The 15587-nt window shown below is 45.2% G+C and carries 15 protein-coding genes; 6 read left to right on the forward strand and 9 right to left on the reverse strand.

The features are described 5' to 3' along the window. Positions 1 to 111: 111 nt before the first annotated feature. From AAKU64_RS01130 to AAKU64_RS01150, 5 genes are all read right to left on the reverse strand, one after another. Positions 112 to 2292, reverse strand: coding sequence for a S46 family peptidase (locus AAKU64_RS01130; protein WP_354361004.1), 2181 nt, complete (start codon positions 2290 to 2292; stop codon positions 112 to 114). 507 nt (positions 2293 to 2799) lie between these two features. Beyond that, entirely contained in the window at positions 2800 to 3543 is a 744-nt protein-coding gene (locus AAKU64_RS01135; RefSeq protein WP_354361006.1) for a LytR/AlgR family response regulator transcription factor, read from the reverse strand. Positions 3544 to 3555: 12 nt separating this feature from the next. Then, entirely contained in the window at positions 3556 to 4635 is a 1080-nt protein-coding gene (locus AAKU64_RS01140) for a sensor histidine kinase (RefSeq protein WP_354361008.1), read from the reverse strand. A 186-nt stretch (positions 4636 to 4821) separates the two neighbouring features. Further along, positions 4822 to 5550, reverse strand: a complete 729-nt coding sequence (locus AAKU64_RS01145; protein WP_354335059.1) for a LiaI-LiaF-like domain-containing protein — start codon at positions 5548 to 5550, stop codon at positions 4822 to 4824. Continuing rightward, positions 5547 to 5963, reverse strand: a complete 417-nt coding sequence (locus AAKU64_RS01150) for a LiaI-LiaF-like domain-containing protein (protein ID WP_354335060.1) — start codon at positions 5961 to 5963, stop codon at positions 5547 to 5549. Before AAKU64_RS01150 ends, AAKU64_RS01145 begins: the two co-directional genes overlap by 4 nt. 312 nt (positions 5964 to 6275) lie before the next feature. On the opposite strand from AAKU64_RS01150, the gene AAKU64_RS01155 reads away from it, so the two are divergent. Then, complete coding sequence (locus AAKU64_RS01155; RefSeq protein ID WP_322117813.1) at positions 6276 to 6740, forward strand: hypothetical protein; 465 nt, start codon at positions 6276 to 6278, stop codon at positions 6738 to 6740. A 50-nt stretch (positions 6741 to 6790) separates the two neighbouring features. Here AAKU64_RS01155 and AAKU64_RS01160 read toward each other — a convergent pair whose 3' ends face one another. Continuing rightward, a complete protein-coding gene (locus AAKU64_RS01160) occupies positions 6791 to 7849 on the reverse strand; it encodes a M29 family metallopeptidase (RefSeq protein WP_354361010.1) in 1059 nt (352 codons plus the stop codon). Positions 7850 to 8346: 497 nt separating this feature from the next. On the opposite strand from AAKU64_RS01160, the gene AAKU64_RS01165 reads away from it, so the two are divergent. The 4 genes from AAKU64_RS01165 (at position 8347) to AAKU64_RS01180 (ending at position 11333) form a co-directional block, all read left to right on the forward strand. Continuing rightward, on the forward strand, positions 8347 to 8673 hold the full coding sequence (locus AAKU64_RS01165; protein ID WP_354361012.1) for a hypothetical protein: 327 nt from the start codon (positions 8347 to 8349) through the stop codon (positions 8671 to 8673). 115 nt (positions 8674 to 8788) lie between these two features. Beyond that, positions 8789 to 9853: a bactofilin family protein gene (locus AAKU64_RS01170; RefSeq protein ID WP_354361014.1), complete on the forward strand. Its 1065-nt coding sequence runs from the start codon at positions 8789 to 8791 to the stop codon at positions 9851 to 9853. 290 nt (positions 9854 to 10143) lie between these two features. Then, the gene (locus AAKU64_RS01175) at positions 10144 to 10641 is read left to right on the forward strand and encodes a pyridoxamine 5'-phosphate oxidase family protein (RefSeq protein ID WP_354361016.1); all 498 of its coding nucleotides are present in this window, start codon (positions 10144 to 10146) and stop codon (positions 10639 to 10641) included. A 272-nt stretch (positions 10642 to 10913) separates the two neighbouring features. Continuing rightward, positions 10914 to 11333: a DUF2177 family protein gene (locus AAKU64_RS01180; protein ID WP_354361017.1), complete on the forward strand. Its 420-nt coding sequence runs from the start codon at positions 10914 to 10916 to the stop codon at positions 11331 to 11333. 173 nt (positions 11334 to 11506) lie between these two features. On the opposite strand, the gene AAKU64_RS01185 is transcribed toward AAKU64_RS01180, so the two are convergent. From AAKU64_RS01185 to AAKU64_RS01195, 3 genes are all read right to left on the reverse strand, one after another. Further along, a complete protein-coding gene (locus tag AAKU64_RS01185) occupies positions 11507 to 12064 on the reverse strand; it encodes a GNAT family N-acetyltransferase (RefSeq protein ID WP_354361019.1) in 558 nt (185 codons plus the stop codon). 28 nt (positions 12065 to 12092) lie between these two features. Then, positions 12093 to 12395, reverse strand: coding sequence for a hypothetical protein (locus AAKU64_RS01190; RefSeq protein WP_354361021.1), 303 nt, complete (start codon positions 12393 to 12395; stop codon positions 12093 to 12095). Positions 12396 to 12604: 209 nt separating this feature from the next. Further along, entirely contained in the window at positions 12605 to 13939 is a 1335-nt protein-coding gene (locus tag AAKU64_RS01195; protein ID WP_354361023.1) for a cyanophycinase, read from the reverse strand. Between the two features lie 634 nt (positions 13940 to 14573). Between AAKU64_RS01195 and AAKU64_RS01200 the strand changes: the two genes are divergently transcribed. Next, positions 14574 to 15521 carry a bifunctional helix-turn-helix transcriptional regulator/GNAT family N-acetyltransferase gene (locus AAKU64_RS01200; protein WP_354361025.1) on the forward strand — a complete coding sequence of 316 codons (948 nt, stop codon included), beginning with the start codon at positions 14574 to 14576 and terminating at the stop codon, positions 15519 to 15521. The last annotated feature ends 66 nt before the right edge of the window (positions 15522 to 15587 follow it).

The following is a 15587-nucleotide window of genomic DNA, read 5'->3' on the forward strand; positions in this document are numbered from 1 at the left end:
TCGCGACTCATCGACACTACGCTTGTTACTAGTTGCTGTTTTAGTCTGAATAGAAATAAAAAAAGACGCCGTTCAAAGAACGGCGTCTTTTTTCTTTATTACTTTAGCTAATTACTCTACGCGTAATTCTTTCAGCAGGTTATCGGCTTTATCAACGTTTTTCATTTCCCACAATACATAGCGCAAATCTACTTGGATATCGCGTGTGTTTGCATCGTTGAAATCCCAGTCAGAGATGATGGAATCTAAAGTGCCGTCAAATGCCAATCCAACTAATTCACCTTTGGCATTCAATGCTGCAGAGCCAGAGTTACCGCCTGTAATATCCAATGTCGCCATAAAATTGACCGGCACTGATTTCAACTTGGCATCATAGTATTTGCTGTCGGCACCGTATTTGCTGGATTTGATTGCATCCAATTGGTTTTGTGGGGCATTAAACTCACCCGTACCAGTCGCTTTTTTCTCGATACCATGCAGGCTGGTAAAGGCGGTCCAACTTGTGCCATCAACACCATATGGACGACCAGCGACTTTACCAAAAGTAACACGCAAAGTGCTGTTAGCATCAGGATAAACCGCTTGACCTTTGCTATTCATCAAAGCGATTTTTGCCTTCATATAATTTGCATAGGCTTGCTGAATTTTGCCAGCCATCTCTTCGTCACGTGCTTCACGCTTCAGACTTTCGTCATACATCGCAACAGCAGCTTTGATGAAACTATCATTACTAGCTTTGAAATCATCTGGTTTGCGTTCCAGCCAAGGAGCGCGTTCTTCTTTGATCGCCAGTTTGCTACCCGCATACATTGCATCCAAGAGAGCTTTAATGTCGGCTTCTTTCATACCATCTTTAATACCAACGGCAGCATCAAAATTCGCATTGCGGTCTTTGCTCGCTTGCGCTGCATACTTGGTCATGAAGTTCAGTACCAATGCTTTATCAACGGTCTCATCGTAGCTACGATCTACCGCGGCGACACCCGCTTTAAAGCGTGGCAGATCGCGTGTCTGGAAACCAGATTTGCGTTCTGCATCTGGCTTGGTTGACTCATTTGCCAGACGATACATACTACGTGCAGAAGCTAACAAACGAGGTGAGGAATAGGCCAGCAAGAAGTCACGGCGGTTTTCTGCATCACGCTCAGCGATGAGTTTTTCGATCGCGTCGATGTCTGCTGCATACATTTGCTTACGGCCAGCATCAGCATTGATCCATGTCTTCAAGTCCGCATGTTCTTTTTGCTTGCGGGCTAATAAATCACTACCGGCATAGCTATCCAACATCCCTTGGCGGTTTTTATAGTAATTGTTAACACCTGCAACCATGCCAGCGTATTTCAATTTTTTGTCCGGGCTATCTTTGGTTTCACGTTCGATCACAGCCAGTTGTTCGCCAGAGGCTTTGACATAGGCTGGATAGTTCCAGTCGAATGTATAAGCAACTTCTGACGGCAAACGATGGCGATTGGTACGTCCCGGATAACCAGTTACCATGACGAAATCGCCTTCTTTCACGCCCTCTTTAGCCAGACGCAGATAGTGGGTAGGCTTGTATGGGACGTTATCTTTACTAAATTCTGCTGACTTGCCGTCTTTGCTGACATAAGCACGCAAGAAGCTATAGTCGCCGGTGTGACGTGGCCACATCCAGTTATCGGTATCACCACCAAATTTACCTACACCTTCGGCTGGTGCATGTACCAGGCGCACGTCTTTAATTTCTAATTGCTTGATCAGGTAATACTCTAAGCCACCATAGTAAGGATAAACATTGCAGCGATGGCCGACATCTTTTTCGCATTCTGCTACTAATGCTTTTTCATTCTTTTCTATCGCATCTACTCGCGCCTTACCGACTAACTTAGCAACCTCTGGACTGATGATTTTAGAACTGACGTCTTTGACATCCTTAGTGACAAAAACCCGGCTACCTGGGGATGCCGGGAGTTCATCCGCCATTGTCTTTGCCAAAAACCCATTAGCCAGATAGTTGCGCTCTGGTGTGGAGTTACGGGCAATACTGTCGTAAGCACAGTGGTGATTAGTAATCACCAGACCTTGATCCGAAACAAACGATGCGGAGCAACCACCCAAGCTAACGATCGCACCCATAGGGAACTCAGTCAATTTAGTTAAGCTGGCAGGATCGAGCTTTAAGCCGGCCGCTTTTAATTGCTTGGCGATCGCTGGCAATTGTTGTGGCATCCACATGCCTTCGTTGGCGTAAGCAACGCTGATAGCACTGCTCAATGCTGTCAGCGCAGTAAATAATACGAGTGATTTTTTCATCGGAGTCTCAGAATCTTTATGGGATCGTTATTGAAATAGACTGAAAAAGAGGGTCTCTTTTTCATAGCATTGCAGTATCTGATCGTCATGGAATGAAGTCAATACAATTGCTTACAAGTTCTTTACTTGTTTTTTAGGATGAGACTAACGAATAAAAAGCGATAATGAAATGCGAGCAAAAGACTTATCGCTGCGGGAGGTAAAAAACATTGTTTTTTATGTTTTTTTGAGAAAAAAGTGAACTATTCAAAAAATACTCCATCTGAGGCGACCAAAAATTATCAATAGCGGCTGTCAATTTTCAGATCGTTTTTCGTCGATTGTTAGCGCTAGCAAAGTGCGTAAATGCCACACAATAGTCGATTACTGCCCAATATCGCCCGTTAGTTTTACGCAACATAATAAGGCCTTCTTGCGCCAGAACTTAGTGATTATCTATTTCAATTAGCCCTAAGTAATTGTGATTTTTGTGTCATTTAATTTGCATGATCTGCTGACATGACCTGTTTACATAATCTGCCTGATGCGCTCATAACCAGTCCGGCTGATCGGAATCTGTTTGCCAGAGCGCATGATCGCAACATGACTGTCTTTGGTGCTACGTTCTATACTTTTCAGCAGTTCAATATTGATTAAATATGAACGATGCACACGCACAAATTTTTTCGGATCTAGCTGCGCTTCCAGCTCCGACAGAGATTGCGTCTTCAGGTAAGATTTTGCGTCGCTGACAATACTGATGTAGTCATCCTGCGCTTCTACATACTCCATCTTATCCACCGGAATAACATGCACCTGAGTTCGGTCACGGATCAAAATACGGTCCAGTAGTTTGCCCGGCTCAGCCAGCAATTGCTGGATCGCGGTGGCTTGCGGATTGACCAGTTGCGCAATTAATTTACGTGCCTGCGCAAGGGCCTCATCAAATCGTGTTTGTGAAAATGGTTTGAGTAAATAATCAATCGCATGTAGATCAAATGCCTTAAGGGCATATTGATCGTAAGCGGTAGTAAAGATCACCCCAGCCTGTCTGCCCGTCAGCTCCAGCACTTCCAAGCCAGTCAGCTTAGGCATCTGGATATCTAAAAATATTAAATCAGGATTAAGCGCGTTGATCTGCTTCACCGCATCAAGTCCGTGCTCTGCCTCACCTACGATGACAATATCTGGATGCGCCCGCAAATATTCCCGGATCAAGCATCGCGCTAATTCCTCATCATCAACGATCAATACATTTATAGGATTCATCATTTTTTGGTATTTTTAAAGATTGACGATATTAAGTGGTATCGCTATTTCTACGATAAAGAATTCTGTATTTCTTGTCCAACTGATACGCGCTTTTTCACCATACAAAGAACGTAAGCGTTGCTGACTATTTTTTAAGCCTAAGCCATTTCCTACGGTCGCACTTGGGTTGATATCAACAGGATTTTCTATCGTGACATGTAACCAGTCACCTCTTGTCATTGCGCGTAGCGTAATGGTTCCACCCTCAGTCAAATCACGGATACCATGTTTGATCGCGTTCTCAATACAAGGCTGTAATAACATAGGCGGTATCAATGCCGCTTGCGCAGTGTCGCTAACCAGGATATCGCTTTGTAATTTTTTACCAAAGCGGATTTTTTCTATCGCTAAAAAATGCTGACATAAGGTGATTTCATCTGCTAAGGGAATCTGTTCTTTTTCCGACAAAGCCAAAGTCTGACGAAAAAATTGCGCTAACTCCAAAGTCATCGTGCGAGCGGCAATTGGATCAATCGAAGTTAAAGCGCTGATTGAATTCAGGCTATTAAACAAAAAGTGAGGATTGATTTGTGTCCGTAAAACCTGCAACTCTGCATCACGCGCCTGTACCCGGGACTCTGCTGCACGGCGATCTGCCAGGCGCATATTGTCAAGTGCAATCAGAACGTCATGCACTAAAATAGAAAGCAAATAAAAACCACAACCAGCTACAAACAACATGACTGACATCGGCTGCGTTATTACAATTAAATTTACAGCCAAATTACTATCTGTATCTGCACCATATAAAAATGAATGGCGTATTGCTTGCGCCAAATAATTCCATGCGTAGCAGAGCAATAGCCACATCAATCCAGACAACAATGACGCGCCGCCAAAAATCACCAGCGTCAAAAGAAATTGCCGCTTCTCAAAAGGTAAAGACCGGCAAACATAGAACGCAGAAGCAGCGACAAAACCATAAATCAAACTAACTGGGATGGCAAACCAAAGACCAGCCCCCCAACTAATATTTGCCATCGTTACTAATAAGGCAGCAATCACCACGCCAGCCAATAGCCATGCCATCAGATACCACATCAACTTACGCATGCTAGAGACTATAGGTTTTATCATTGGTCTAATCGGTGTGCTTGATATAAATAAAGCTAATAAATAGAGCTAATAAATAGAGCCAATTACATTTACAGAACTTACGCAAAACTGCACTAACTGGGTTGCAGCACTTTGCTAGCGAAATTTTGCATAAGTCCTGATCTATATAAATATAAATATAAATTAGTTTTTGATCTCAACGCCACCCATTACGACATAACCTTCAATCACCAAGCGTTTGGTCGCCGTCATCGGAGGAATAGTTTTATCTTCAATCCCGCCCATAATCGGTATGCCATTACTGACAATGGTCCAATCAGCAGGTACTTTTAAAGAGATGCCTCCCCAGACAGCAAATACTTGCAAGACTGCTTCAGACTGAATAGATGCCTGGCGTAAATCGATCTCTACTGAGCCCATAATCGCGGTCGCTTCACCACCCCGAAAATTTTGCGACACAACCTTCATATTATTGCCACTCATGACAGCGACTGCGTCGATACTGCTATCGCCCATGCTGCTCAAACCAGATAATCCCGTATTGGCATTATCTCCAAGTTGATCACTATTATTGTCGCTAAAGCGGTCTTTGCGTACACCCTTGAAGACGACCGCGAGACCCGCCACGATAATAAACAACGGCCACCAGTCACGCATCCGGAAAATAATAAAACCAAGGTTGGATAATGTCATCAACGCTCCGGCGGCAATTAGTCCACCAGCGATGATATAGCCCGAAGTAGCTCGCGTCTGCGACAGTTTTAAAACACCAAAAGCAATGAATACCATGGGCCAAAATTGAATATAGTCGCGAGCGTTAAACCAATGTAAGTTGTCTACCAACGCCAACACACCAAAGATGATAACGATAGCGCCAATTAAGACACGACGTTGATTATGTGACTGGTTCATGATTGTGATTCCTTATTTGATTTTTCTGACAAATTCGTTATGCCGGTAGCGACCCAAGTAACGCCAAAAATGATGAGGATAATCGGCCAGCTGGTTTGAAATGTCCAGTCCCAGAGTTGGGTCAGACAAACATACAGCCACAATCCTACGGCTATTTGCGAGATCCCTTTAATCACCTGTACCAGCATAGTGGCACTTAAGGCCTCAACCAAACCAACGATAGCGATCACCAGTGGCCAGCCGTACCACCAGCGAATTTTTTCGCCGATGTAAGGCCGCAAATCAACATACCCCAGCCGCTCTAATAAAAAAATAGTACCGACTGCGATCAATACCAATCCCCAGATTACCGATTTACGCTGACGTTGTTTTCTGTATTGTTGAATACTAGCTTGCGAAATATCAGAGTTCATCATGACTCCCTTATTAAAATGAACGGATCGTACTTTGTACAGACCCACTATATTTTTTAATCAATTTGCTCTTGCTGCGTCGACATGTTCAAGATAATAGATGTGGGAATAAATGTCTTCCTGATTTCGGCCAATAGCAGTGATCGTTCGGTCAATGGCGAAACATCGGTGAATGACGCAGAACAAGGCATGCGATCTGCGCTTCTGAGAAGTCATCCTAGTCAAAGTGGAAAATCTAAGCGTAACGGATAGACAAGGAATTCAACTTTACGTAAGCTAGCGCGATACTGACAGCGACCGCTTGTAATCCCCATGATAGAAAATCTACTGCCTTTCCTCAACGTTATCTCTACCGCTGCCAAAGCCATGCAATGGTTCAGAGATGTCAGTGCGAAAAATAAAGGCGACGTCCGTGCCTTGATTGAAGAGATTAAAGAAAATTCACGCTTATGTTTTAGGGTAGTGCAAGACCATGTACCGCCAGCAGATGTCATCCCGTCGTTCTCAACAACAGTGTTTGATCGCCTGAACGCTAGCGGATTTGATTTTGATTCAGTCCAGCGCCACGACATTCCAAGCTACGAGGGTATAGAGAAAAGTGATCTCGCCACATGGGCAGGCAAGCCCACGGGCAAATTGATCGAGAGTATCTACGACAAGATTAAAGACTTACGCTCTTTACATGCGTTTAAGGCGCATGACAATCGTTTATGGAGCAGAAGGATACTGAATATTCATAAGCGCATTTTGCTGTTGCTGCGCCATACACGAACCTGATGGCCGACCTTGATAGTCACCTCCAAATTAGCGGCCACAAAACCCACCAATTACACTAGCCACGCACCATCACGGTAGATAACTTCGTCATCCAATAACACGGCATTGGTTACGGCAAAAACATCAACATGAAAACGCGCATCTTTACGCTTGAGTTGCGGCTTGGTGTACACGCCATGTTTTGCACCAAGCGATAAATGAATGCCGCACATGCGTTCATAAGTGCCGATATCGCACACGGTACGATCTGCTGAAAATGCCCGGTTCATGCCAAAGCCCAATTCACGCAACCAGACTTCGCCCTCGGCAGCACGGATACTGGCTAAGACTTCATCAAACTCGGGCGTGGAATCAATGACGTCGATGATCCGACCTTTTTCTACAACCAGCGTAATCGGGTGCGCTGGTTTGTTGACCATAAAATTACTGTCGCCAAATACAAAAATCCTCACGCGACCACTAACCGCTTCTAAATCTTGCGCCTCAGTAAATACCTCGCCAATCGGAAACTGGCCGCCGACATTGGTCATGCCAGTGTAATCGCCAATATTCAATTTAGCGGGCTCTAATGGCGAAGCAAATACAAGACGTGCGCTCTCGCCGCTCTCGACCACCGCACTGCCAGCGCGGTCAATCTTATCTTTTAGTGCCCGGCCGACGCCGCGAAAATACGCAGGATCGTAGGCCAGACTGTCGATATAAATCAATGCCTCATCAGCCGACAAGCGCGCCAGATGCACATGTTCAATCACTTTTAAACCACGCTTAAATAACTCGACCCTTACCCGATAGGCATCCAGACGGAAACTGGTAGTTTGTACCAATACCACCAGATCGGACGGCGCTAGAGTCTCAAACACGGCATGGATCACTTCCGGGCTTACCTGATCAAAGTCGATAAACTGTGCGTCTGGTAAACAACGTCGATACGCTTCACTCAGCGCCAACGACAAACCGCAGCCCTGATCAGCGACGATCAGAGCTTTATGTGCGAGCTGATGCTCCATCGCCATCGACAAAATATCGGCAATATTTTTGGTCGCCATTGCTATCGCCGACTCAGGCAAAACGCTGTGGATTTGAGGATTATCTGGGGAGTTCATTGGCATGATGTACATCGTTACAAAAATAGGTAGCAGGAAACGCTTATCAAACAGAAACATACGCGGGCATAAATGAGCTATATGGCGACCGTAATCAAATACACATCGATTACACGTCGATTACACGTCGATTACTCAATAGTCATGCGGTCTGCCACTGAGCTTTTTGCCGTATTTTTTTCGGTTGGTTTTGCGCTAGTGCATTGTAATCGACATTGACAATGCACTTAGTTTTGCTCACAACTTAAAGTCAGCCATGCGACGATTTTCGATATTTCGCGGCTGGCATCAATGATCAAAACGCTCTTTTTTCTTTAGCTTCGTTAATGACAAGAGAATACCCAAAAATCACCCAACAACTTGCTCATTTAAATATACTTTTTAATCACGTTTATAGAAAATTGATCGCTAATTTAAGTTAGCGCAGGTTTTGCCGTTATCTAGCTTAACTAGATTGAAACTACTTGATACAGCACGTCACAGATAACACTCAGCAAATTTGTATGAAACTCTTTTCATTTCCTCGCGTCAACCAAGTCATTCCCGCTGATACACGTCATATGGGCTATGAAACCGTTGCGCAATCTGATGACGAAGCCCCACAGAAGACAAAACCAGATGACCAACCCGTGAGCAATATCACAACTGCTTTTGTCAATGGCGCCCGCAGTGGAGAAGATCGCCGCCGTGGCAACGACCGCCGCCAGACTGAGCGCGCGCCATCCTCGGTAGCGATTTTATTTGATACCCGCGCCAAAATAATCCGGCGCAAGACCTCTCGTCGTCATGAGGACGACGAGCAACTACAAAACTTCAGTATCAAAATATAGCTTCTGCTTGGTCAATCAAGCATCGCGTCAGTTAAACTTCCCCAGCAAGCCAAGCTCCGAGGATAATAGCGACTTCATTCTCGGACGCACCGCGTTCCCTCCACTGGAAACTACTATGTCTACCAAGTCAAACACACCCGCGCCTTTTCAAGCTAAACGTCTTAAGCGCAAGCAATTTGCCAGCACAGGCGATGTGCATATTCAAGGCGATTTGCTGATCGCAACACAACTCATCGTCGGCGGTGACTTGCTGGTAGACGGTGATCTGCAAGCAGAAGAAGTGTTTTGCCTTGGCAAAATTACTGTGACAGGCAATATTCAGGTGCAATCGCTTTATGTCGGCCAGGCGCTCGATTGTGGCGGCGATATCGAAGTCGAATTTTTACTCAAGACCGGTTGCAATGCCGAATGGATGGCGCGCATGCTGGAACTTGATCAAGCCAAAGCCAGCAAGGATGGCAGCAGCTACATGGATAAATTGGTTCATCCGTCTATTCTTCAACGTGATGCGCATCATGAAATTTTTGGTGGATTTGGTGACATACAAGCGCTCGGCTATCTGGCTTGCGACGTCTTGGATTGTCATGGTAGCGTGCAATTAGATGATGTTTTCGATGTGATTGAGGTCCAATATATCGGTGGTCATTTAAGCGCGAGCGAAGTCCTGATCGCAGGCGACGCCAATTGCAAAGGCGAAGTATTTAGCGAAACCGATATTACTGTCACCGGCACGCTATTCGCGGGTAATGTTACTTGCCAGGGCAATCTGGAAACCGGCGCGATTGTCTGCCATGGCGACATCAGCACCTGGGGTACATTACGCGCCAGCGGTGAGATTAGTAGCCTGAATGGCGAAATCCATTGCGGTCGCTGGATTGCGACCAAAGCCACCATCTACGCGGCCAAATACATCAAGGCAGGCGAATCCGTCGTCGCAGAACAAGGTATTAGCAGCGGTGACGATTACGGTATTTTGGCAGGCACCACATTGCGCCGTTCGCTATGGGAAAGCCAGGGATTTGTCTCTGCGCCAACCAAGCCACGCCACTTGTTATCCGGTAAATTTGTAGAAGGCAAAAAACTTAAAAATATCGATGCGCTAGAGAAAAAACGTGACGTCGAACTAGATTGGGAAGTGGTGCGCAGATTGAAGCGTGAATCAGAGCAAGACTTTATCTAACCACTATTTTAGTCACGCTATCGCTCAAGCGGCCTGTTCACGTCTCGTCATGGCGATAGCGTTTTCCTAAGTCGAATATCCTGCGCTTTCTAATCGATAGGACTTACGCAAAAACTAAAACCCCACACCACAAACGCACAGAGACACAGAGACACAGAGGCCGCAAGTGGCTTTCCTTTTTTACGTAAGACCTATCAATATGCATGCTTGGCTCGCCGGTGTGTGATACCGCACAGAGCCATCCCGTTACCTGCTATATCGTTAATCATTCTTAATTCAGGAGAATGATCATGTCGTCAGATAACAGCAATTCTATTCAAACCTTACGTTCAAAAATCGAGCATATTCATTTCTGCATGATGACAACGATCAACGAAGACATGAGTTTATCAAGTCGTCCAATGACTGCTCAAGCGACGGATGACGATGGCATTATGTGGTTTTTTGTGTCCAGCAATTCTCAACTGGCTTTAGATCTTACGCGCCATCCAAAGACCAACGTCAGCTTTGCAGATCCATCTGACAACCTCTACATTGCGATTGCCGGTACGGTCGAACTAGTCAAAGACCAAGCCAAAGAAAAACAGTTGTGGACATCCCAAGTCGCGGCATGGTTTCCATCCGGCCTGGATGATCCGCAACTCTCTTTGATCAAATTGCATATCCACATGGCAGAGATTTGGGATAGCAAAACGAATAAAATGGATATGCTATATCAGATGGCCAAAGCGGCGATTACCGGTGAACATCAACAGAATTTAGGTGAACACGCCAAACTTCAGTTTTGAGATCAACACTGCTGATTCTTGATGCTTGGGAGTGAATGTATTAGGCAAGCCAGTAGTGCTATTTGCGTGCTGGCCACACGTTTCCGGTCATTTTTGACACTATTAGTTGCTCATGGCTCGCCATGAGCGTCTTACTCAGAACAAACTCACAACAAACTCACATCAAAACTACACCAAAAGTGCATCCCTCATTATCTCGAATCGTAATCGAAAATTTCGGCTAAATTGAGTTAGTCTAACGAACACTCCTAACCTAACCATCCTCTACTGTCATGACAAAATCGTTTAACACTTACCTTGTTGCCTATCTGGTCGCGGCAGTTATATTTTGCGTACTCGATTTTATCTGGCTTACGATCGTAGCCAAGAACTTTTATCAATCTCAACTCGGCCCGCTGATGCTGGCCGAGCCCAAGATGATTCCGGCTGCCACTTTTTATCTCGTTTATCTGCTTGGCTTGCTGGTATTCGCCATCATGCCAGCCGTACGTGAACAAAGCTGGCTGACCGCTGTCCTGATGAGTGGCCTGTTGGGTATTGTTGCCTACGGCACCTACGACCTCAGCAATCTTGCCACCTTAAAAGGCTGGTCTCCAACACTCACCGTCATCGACATCATCTGGGGCGCATGTGTCAGCGCAGCGGCGGGATCGGCAGGATATTATGCGACAAGGTTTTTCAACTCAAACTGACGTAGAGATAAATCTTATCCTTGTCAGAAATGAATATACTCCCCCTAATTTTCCATAAATATGCCTGATTGACCAAACTTTATATGGACGACTAATATATACACCATAGGGGTATATAAATAACATCACTCCATCACTATAGAATTCATGCCTTGATCACCAAGCTCCAACGCTTAACTACGCGCAGCCCAATCACTCGCAAGCAAGCCATACATAGCCGAATCTGACACAACGCCGGCCACAATCCAGCGCTCGCGCAACATGCCCTCCAGCTTAAAGCCAAGTCGCTCCAGACATCTGGCAGATGCCAGGTTCATGGGATCAATATCCGCCTCAATACGATTGAGCAGAAGTTCAGAAAATCCATACTGAATCAATGCTAGCAACGCCTCTTGCATATAACCCTGTGCCCAGGCTGCGTGTCTCAAGACGTAACCAATTTCGGCACGGCGACATTGTTCAGAAAAATGAAAAAGCGAACAGTCACCCAATAATTGATTATCAGATAATCGCACTATCGCCAAACACAAACTGTCACCCACAGGCATTTCTTTTAAATCGCGCTGTATCCTTTTTTGCGCAGTCTCTAACTCTGTCCATGGCAAAGTAATGCCATATTTTGTGATAAGCGGATCAGAAAAAATCGACAGCAAGTCGGCAGCATCGTCTAACTTAAATGGACGCAGTAGCAAGCGTTCAGTTTGTAGCGTAAGTTGGTCGAAGGAGGGCATAAAATCCTTAATAAAAGTATTGGTCTGTCTATTCGACTGACAATTCAGACGTCTTCAGACAAGCGACATGACTTACACGCGCATCGCTATACGTGATTTTCGGAAATACTGGCACTTTTCCAAAAGCCCAATATTCAGTATTGCCACTAACACGCCATGGCCGCCCAAACAAAAAATGCACTCGCGCTTTAGATGTTTGCAGCGGCAAAGTATCGCAATTAATCATTGGCCCAGCCCACTGACCACAATCGCCAAAATAATCACATAAAGGGGAAACACAAGTGCTCCCCCATCGACCACCAATCACGGAACAACCAAAAGGAGTCAGCATAATTCCGGCTGTGATCAAGCCTAAGAAAATGACGACGACTATAGTCTTTCGAGGTTTTCTTTTCATTATAAAATAGGAGATTAAGCCAGTATTTGATGTTCGCACTAAATAAACGATACTGCAACGATGTACAAAATATACCGAGGAAATTGAGTAATAAAAAAGCCGCTGACTCAACATCAGCGGCTTTTTCATTCAACGTAACAGGTTCAATAAATATCGACCAGTACTCTGACAGCACTATATTTTCCGCTGCTGTAATAGCCTTTGGTATTGCTATCTTTGTAGAACTTAATTTTGTAAGCAATCGCGCTGGACGGGTAAGTTGGTCCCGATGTATAGACTGGTTTGGGTGCGGTCCCGACGTTATAAGCCGTGGTGCTGTCTACGATCCAGGTCAATGATTTAGTAATCTCGTTCGGGTCTAAAATCGCAGCCGAGTCATAGTAGGTTGCATTGTAAGGCCGTGTAATCAGGCTCTTGCTGCTGGTCGCTGTTTTAGTCGAAAAGTTATAGGCATCACCGCTGGTCAGGTAGGTAATTTGTGCACCGGTAACTTTAAAATACGAGGCCGTTGGGAAGATCGCATTGGCCGTATCGGCAACGCTCACGCCGTTGGTACCGTAGATCGTTGCGGCACTGCCATTGAGATAAATAGCGGTATCCTCATCCACGCAAACACCTTGCGTTTTTGAGGTATTTCTCATCCCTGCCAACAAACGGGCAACACGTCCGCGAGCATTGCAATGGGTATCGACTGCGACATTAGTGCCAGAAAATCCAAAGCCAGTCATCGTGCCGGCATTTTCTAAATAAGCGAGTGAACTGGTACCGCTGCGGTCATCTTTTAAACCGGTCGCGCTGCCAACACTCTTAGGTGCAAAGTTGGCGTTGAAGTACAAAACACCGTAGGCAACGCCCTCGCCCATCATAGGATTTGCCTGAATCATGGTGCCTGCCGATGTTCCTGCAATCACCAAACTGCCATTGTTCACACGAGTGCGCAATGCCGCCATCAATGGCGTATCAGCACCGCTATTAGCTAAAAAAGTTCTGGCAGCACGCGACTGATCACCACCATTAAAAAACACCACGTCGGCCTGATTAATGATGGCAATATTAGAGTTCCCTGCTGCATTGCCAGAATAAGAATCGTTGGTGTAATTATCCGCATGCGCGGTGATATGCTTTGGCGCAAAACCATGCTTTTGGAATAGCTTGATGTAACTCAGCGCACCGGTCGTCGCATCATCATTGTTATACACGTTGTCACCGGAGGCAGCGGTATCTGCCGATGCCGTGACGACGGCAACTCTGGGGCAAGTCGTCGTATTCCAATCAGTCACGCAATTGGTATAGATGCTGGTGTTAGGCGTCCAATTGCGCGAGGTAGATGCACGCAATCCGGCATAGATTTCATTATTGGTTTCTGCTGTCGCGCCGCCCATCATAAAAACTTTGGCGGCATGCGTCGTAAAAGGTGTAGCCAATAAGCCGGCACAAGTCAGCATTCTGATCGTTAATCCCAAAAACATTTTATTCATTTTTGCTTCCCTAAAAAGTTGGATGACGATCGAATGTCGTCAATCTGTTTTCAACAACATGAATTCAATTGCTTATTGCGTATTGCCTATTACCCATTACTTATTACGACAAAAATCTTAGGATCAGTCCGCCGTCTAGCTACCGTCTGATCAACCTGCCCATCTTCACAGAACCAGTTTTCACTTACTTGAAATCCATTTGATATCCGCCTGATGATCGTTAACCTAAAAAAACGCTAAGTGATCGTTAAGCCGAGAGAAAACTGTAAGAACATCATAGGCACGGAAAATAATTTACACAATTTATATTTATGTAAATTATTTTACTAATTTAAAGAGGAGTTTTTCATCAAATGCGATGAAACAGACAAGTAAAAAAATACGGTTTAGCAGGAAAACAGATAGTGATATGTAAAAATTGACGGTGCAAAGCTGTTGCAATCAAGACGGATTATTTGAAAATACCCGGCGAAATTTTCAAAAATGAGACTTTTAGCTGAAAACTATTTTGTAACCGTCGTCAAAATGAGACGGCATCGCCTCCCTAGTTTTTCGGCTCTTTCAACTTTTCTGCCTTTTCCCGACGTTAAATAATTTAGTTGTACAATACAACTTTATATCCAAGCATGAGAGCATGCCTAATTCTGATCATTCCCATATTGATCCGATTCGTAAAGCGTCCAGGAAAATGGTGCGTGAACTCGGGTTTATGCAAACAACTCTCGCTACGACCAACTATCAACCGTCCGCAGTCCATGCGATGATAGAGATCGGTGAAGAGCGCACTCTGACCGCAGCGCAACTTGCGGACATACTGAATTTAGAGAAATCCAGTATTAGCCGGATGATCCGAAAATTAGTAGAAGCAGGCGAATTGAAAGAAACGATTAGCGACAATGATGGCCGGGCAAAACTATTAAATTTAACTCCACAAGGCAAACGCACTTTGGCATCGATCAATACGTTTGCTCAGCGACAGGTCGCCAGCGCTATCGATCAGCTCAGCGACTATCAGCAACGCACAATATCGCAGGGCTTAAAGACTTATGCGGCGGCGCTGGAGAATAGCCGGCTAGGTAACTCAGCAACATCAAATCAAGGCATTACAATTAAGCAGGGATATTTACCCGGCGTAATTGGTCGGGTAACAGAAATGCATGCATCTTTTTACTCATCGTTGATCGGCTTCGGGCAATTTTTTGAAAGCCAGGTAGCGACCGGCATTGCAGAATTTATGACCCGATTAACTAACCCGCAGAACGGTCTGTGGGTGGCGCTGGACTCAGGGCGAATTGCAGGATCAATCGCCATAGATGGCGAACATCTAGGACAAAATCTGGCGCATCTACGCTGGTTTATCGTTGACGATAGTTTGCGTGGCGCAGGTGTCGGTCGCCAGCTTTTGGGTGAGGCAATATCGTTTTGTAAAAAACAGAATTTTGCAGAAGTACATCTCTGGACATTTCAAGGATTAGATAGCGCACGTCGGCTATATGAAAAATTTGGCTTTGTACTGGCGGAAGAGCGCACCGGTAATCAGTGGGGTAAAGAAGTCGTGGAGCAACGCTTTGTGTTGAAGTAGTTCTTTGGTTCGCTCTGTTGCCATGGAAAAATGAACACGGATTAATACCTACTAAATACACCACGT

The sequence above is a fragment of the Undibacterium sp. GrIS 1.8 genome, assembly GCF_040544445.1.
In the GTDB taxonomy this organism is placed as follows: domain Bacteria; phylum Pseudomonadota; class Gammaproteobacteria; order Burkholderiales; family Burkholderiaceae_D; genus Undibacterium.

Bases quoted from the DNA above. Each gene is read 5' to 3' on its own strand.
- AAKU64_RS01130 (WP_354361004.1), bottom strand. From the start codon at position 2,292: ATGAAAAAATCACTCGTATTATTTACTGCGCTGACAGCATTGAGCAGT.
- AAKU64_RS01135 (WP_354361006.1), bottom strand. From the start codon at position 3,543: ATGATGAATCCTATAAATGTATTGATCGTTGATGATGAGGAATTAGCG.
- AAKU64_RS01140 (WP_354361008.1), bottom strand. From the start codon at position 4,635: ATGCGTAAGTTGATGTGGTATCTGATGGCATGGCTATTGGCTGGCGTG.
- AAKU64_RS01145 (WP_354335059.1), bottom strand. From the start codon at position 5,550: ATGAACCAGTCACATAATCAACGTCGTGTCTTAATTGGCGCTATCGTT.
- AAKU64_RS01150 (WP_354335060.1), bottom strand. From the start codon at position 5,963: ATGAACTCTGATATTTCGCAAGCTAGTATTCAACAATACAGAAAACAA.
- AAKU64_RS01155 (WP_322117813.1), top strand. From the start codon at position 6,276: ATGATAGAAAATCTACTGCCTTTCCTCAACGTTATCTCTACCGCTGCC.
- AAKU64_RS01160 (WP_354361010.1), bottom strand. From the start codon at position 7,849: ATGCCAATGAACTCCCCAGATAATCCTCAAATCCACAGCGTTTTGCCT.
- AAKU64_RS01165 (WP_354361012.1), top strand. From the start codon at position 8,347: ATGAAACTCTTTTCATTTCCTCGCGTCAACCAAGTCATTCCCGCTGAT.
- AAKU64_RS01170 (WP_354361014.1), top strand. From the start codon at position 8,789: ATGTCTACCAAGTCAAACACACCCGCGCCTTTTCAAGCTAAACGTCTT.
- AAKU64_RS01175 (WP_354361016.1), top strand. From the start codon at position 10,144: ATGTCGTCAGATAACAGCAATTCTATTCAAACCTTACGTTCAAAAATC.
- AAKU64_RS01180 (WP_354361017.1), top strand. From the start codon at position 10,914: ATGACAAAATCGTTTAACACTTACCTTGTTGCCTATCTGGTCGCGGCA.
- AAKU64_RS01185 (WP_354361019.1), bottom strand. From the start codon at position 12,064: ATGCCCTCCTTCGACCAACTTACGCTACAAACTGAACGCTTGCTACTG.
- AAKU64_RS01190 (WP_354361021.1), bottom strand. From the start codon at position 12,395: ATGCTGACTCCTTTTGGTTGTTCCGTGATTGGTGGTCGATGGGGGAGC.
- AAKU64_RS01195 (WP_354361023.1), bottom strand. From the start codon at position 13,939: ATGAATAAAATGTTTTTGGGATTAACGATCAGAATGCTGACTTGTGCC.
- AAKU64_RS01200 (WP_354361025.1), top strand. From the start codon at position 14,574: ATGCCTAATTCTGATCATTCCCATATTGATCCGATTCGTAAAGCGTCC.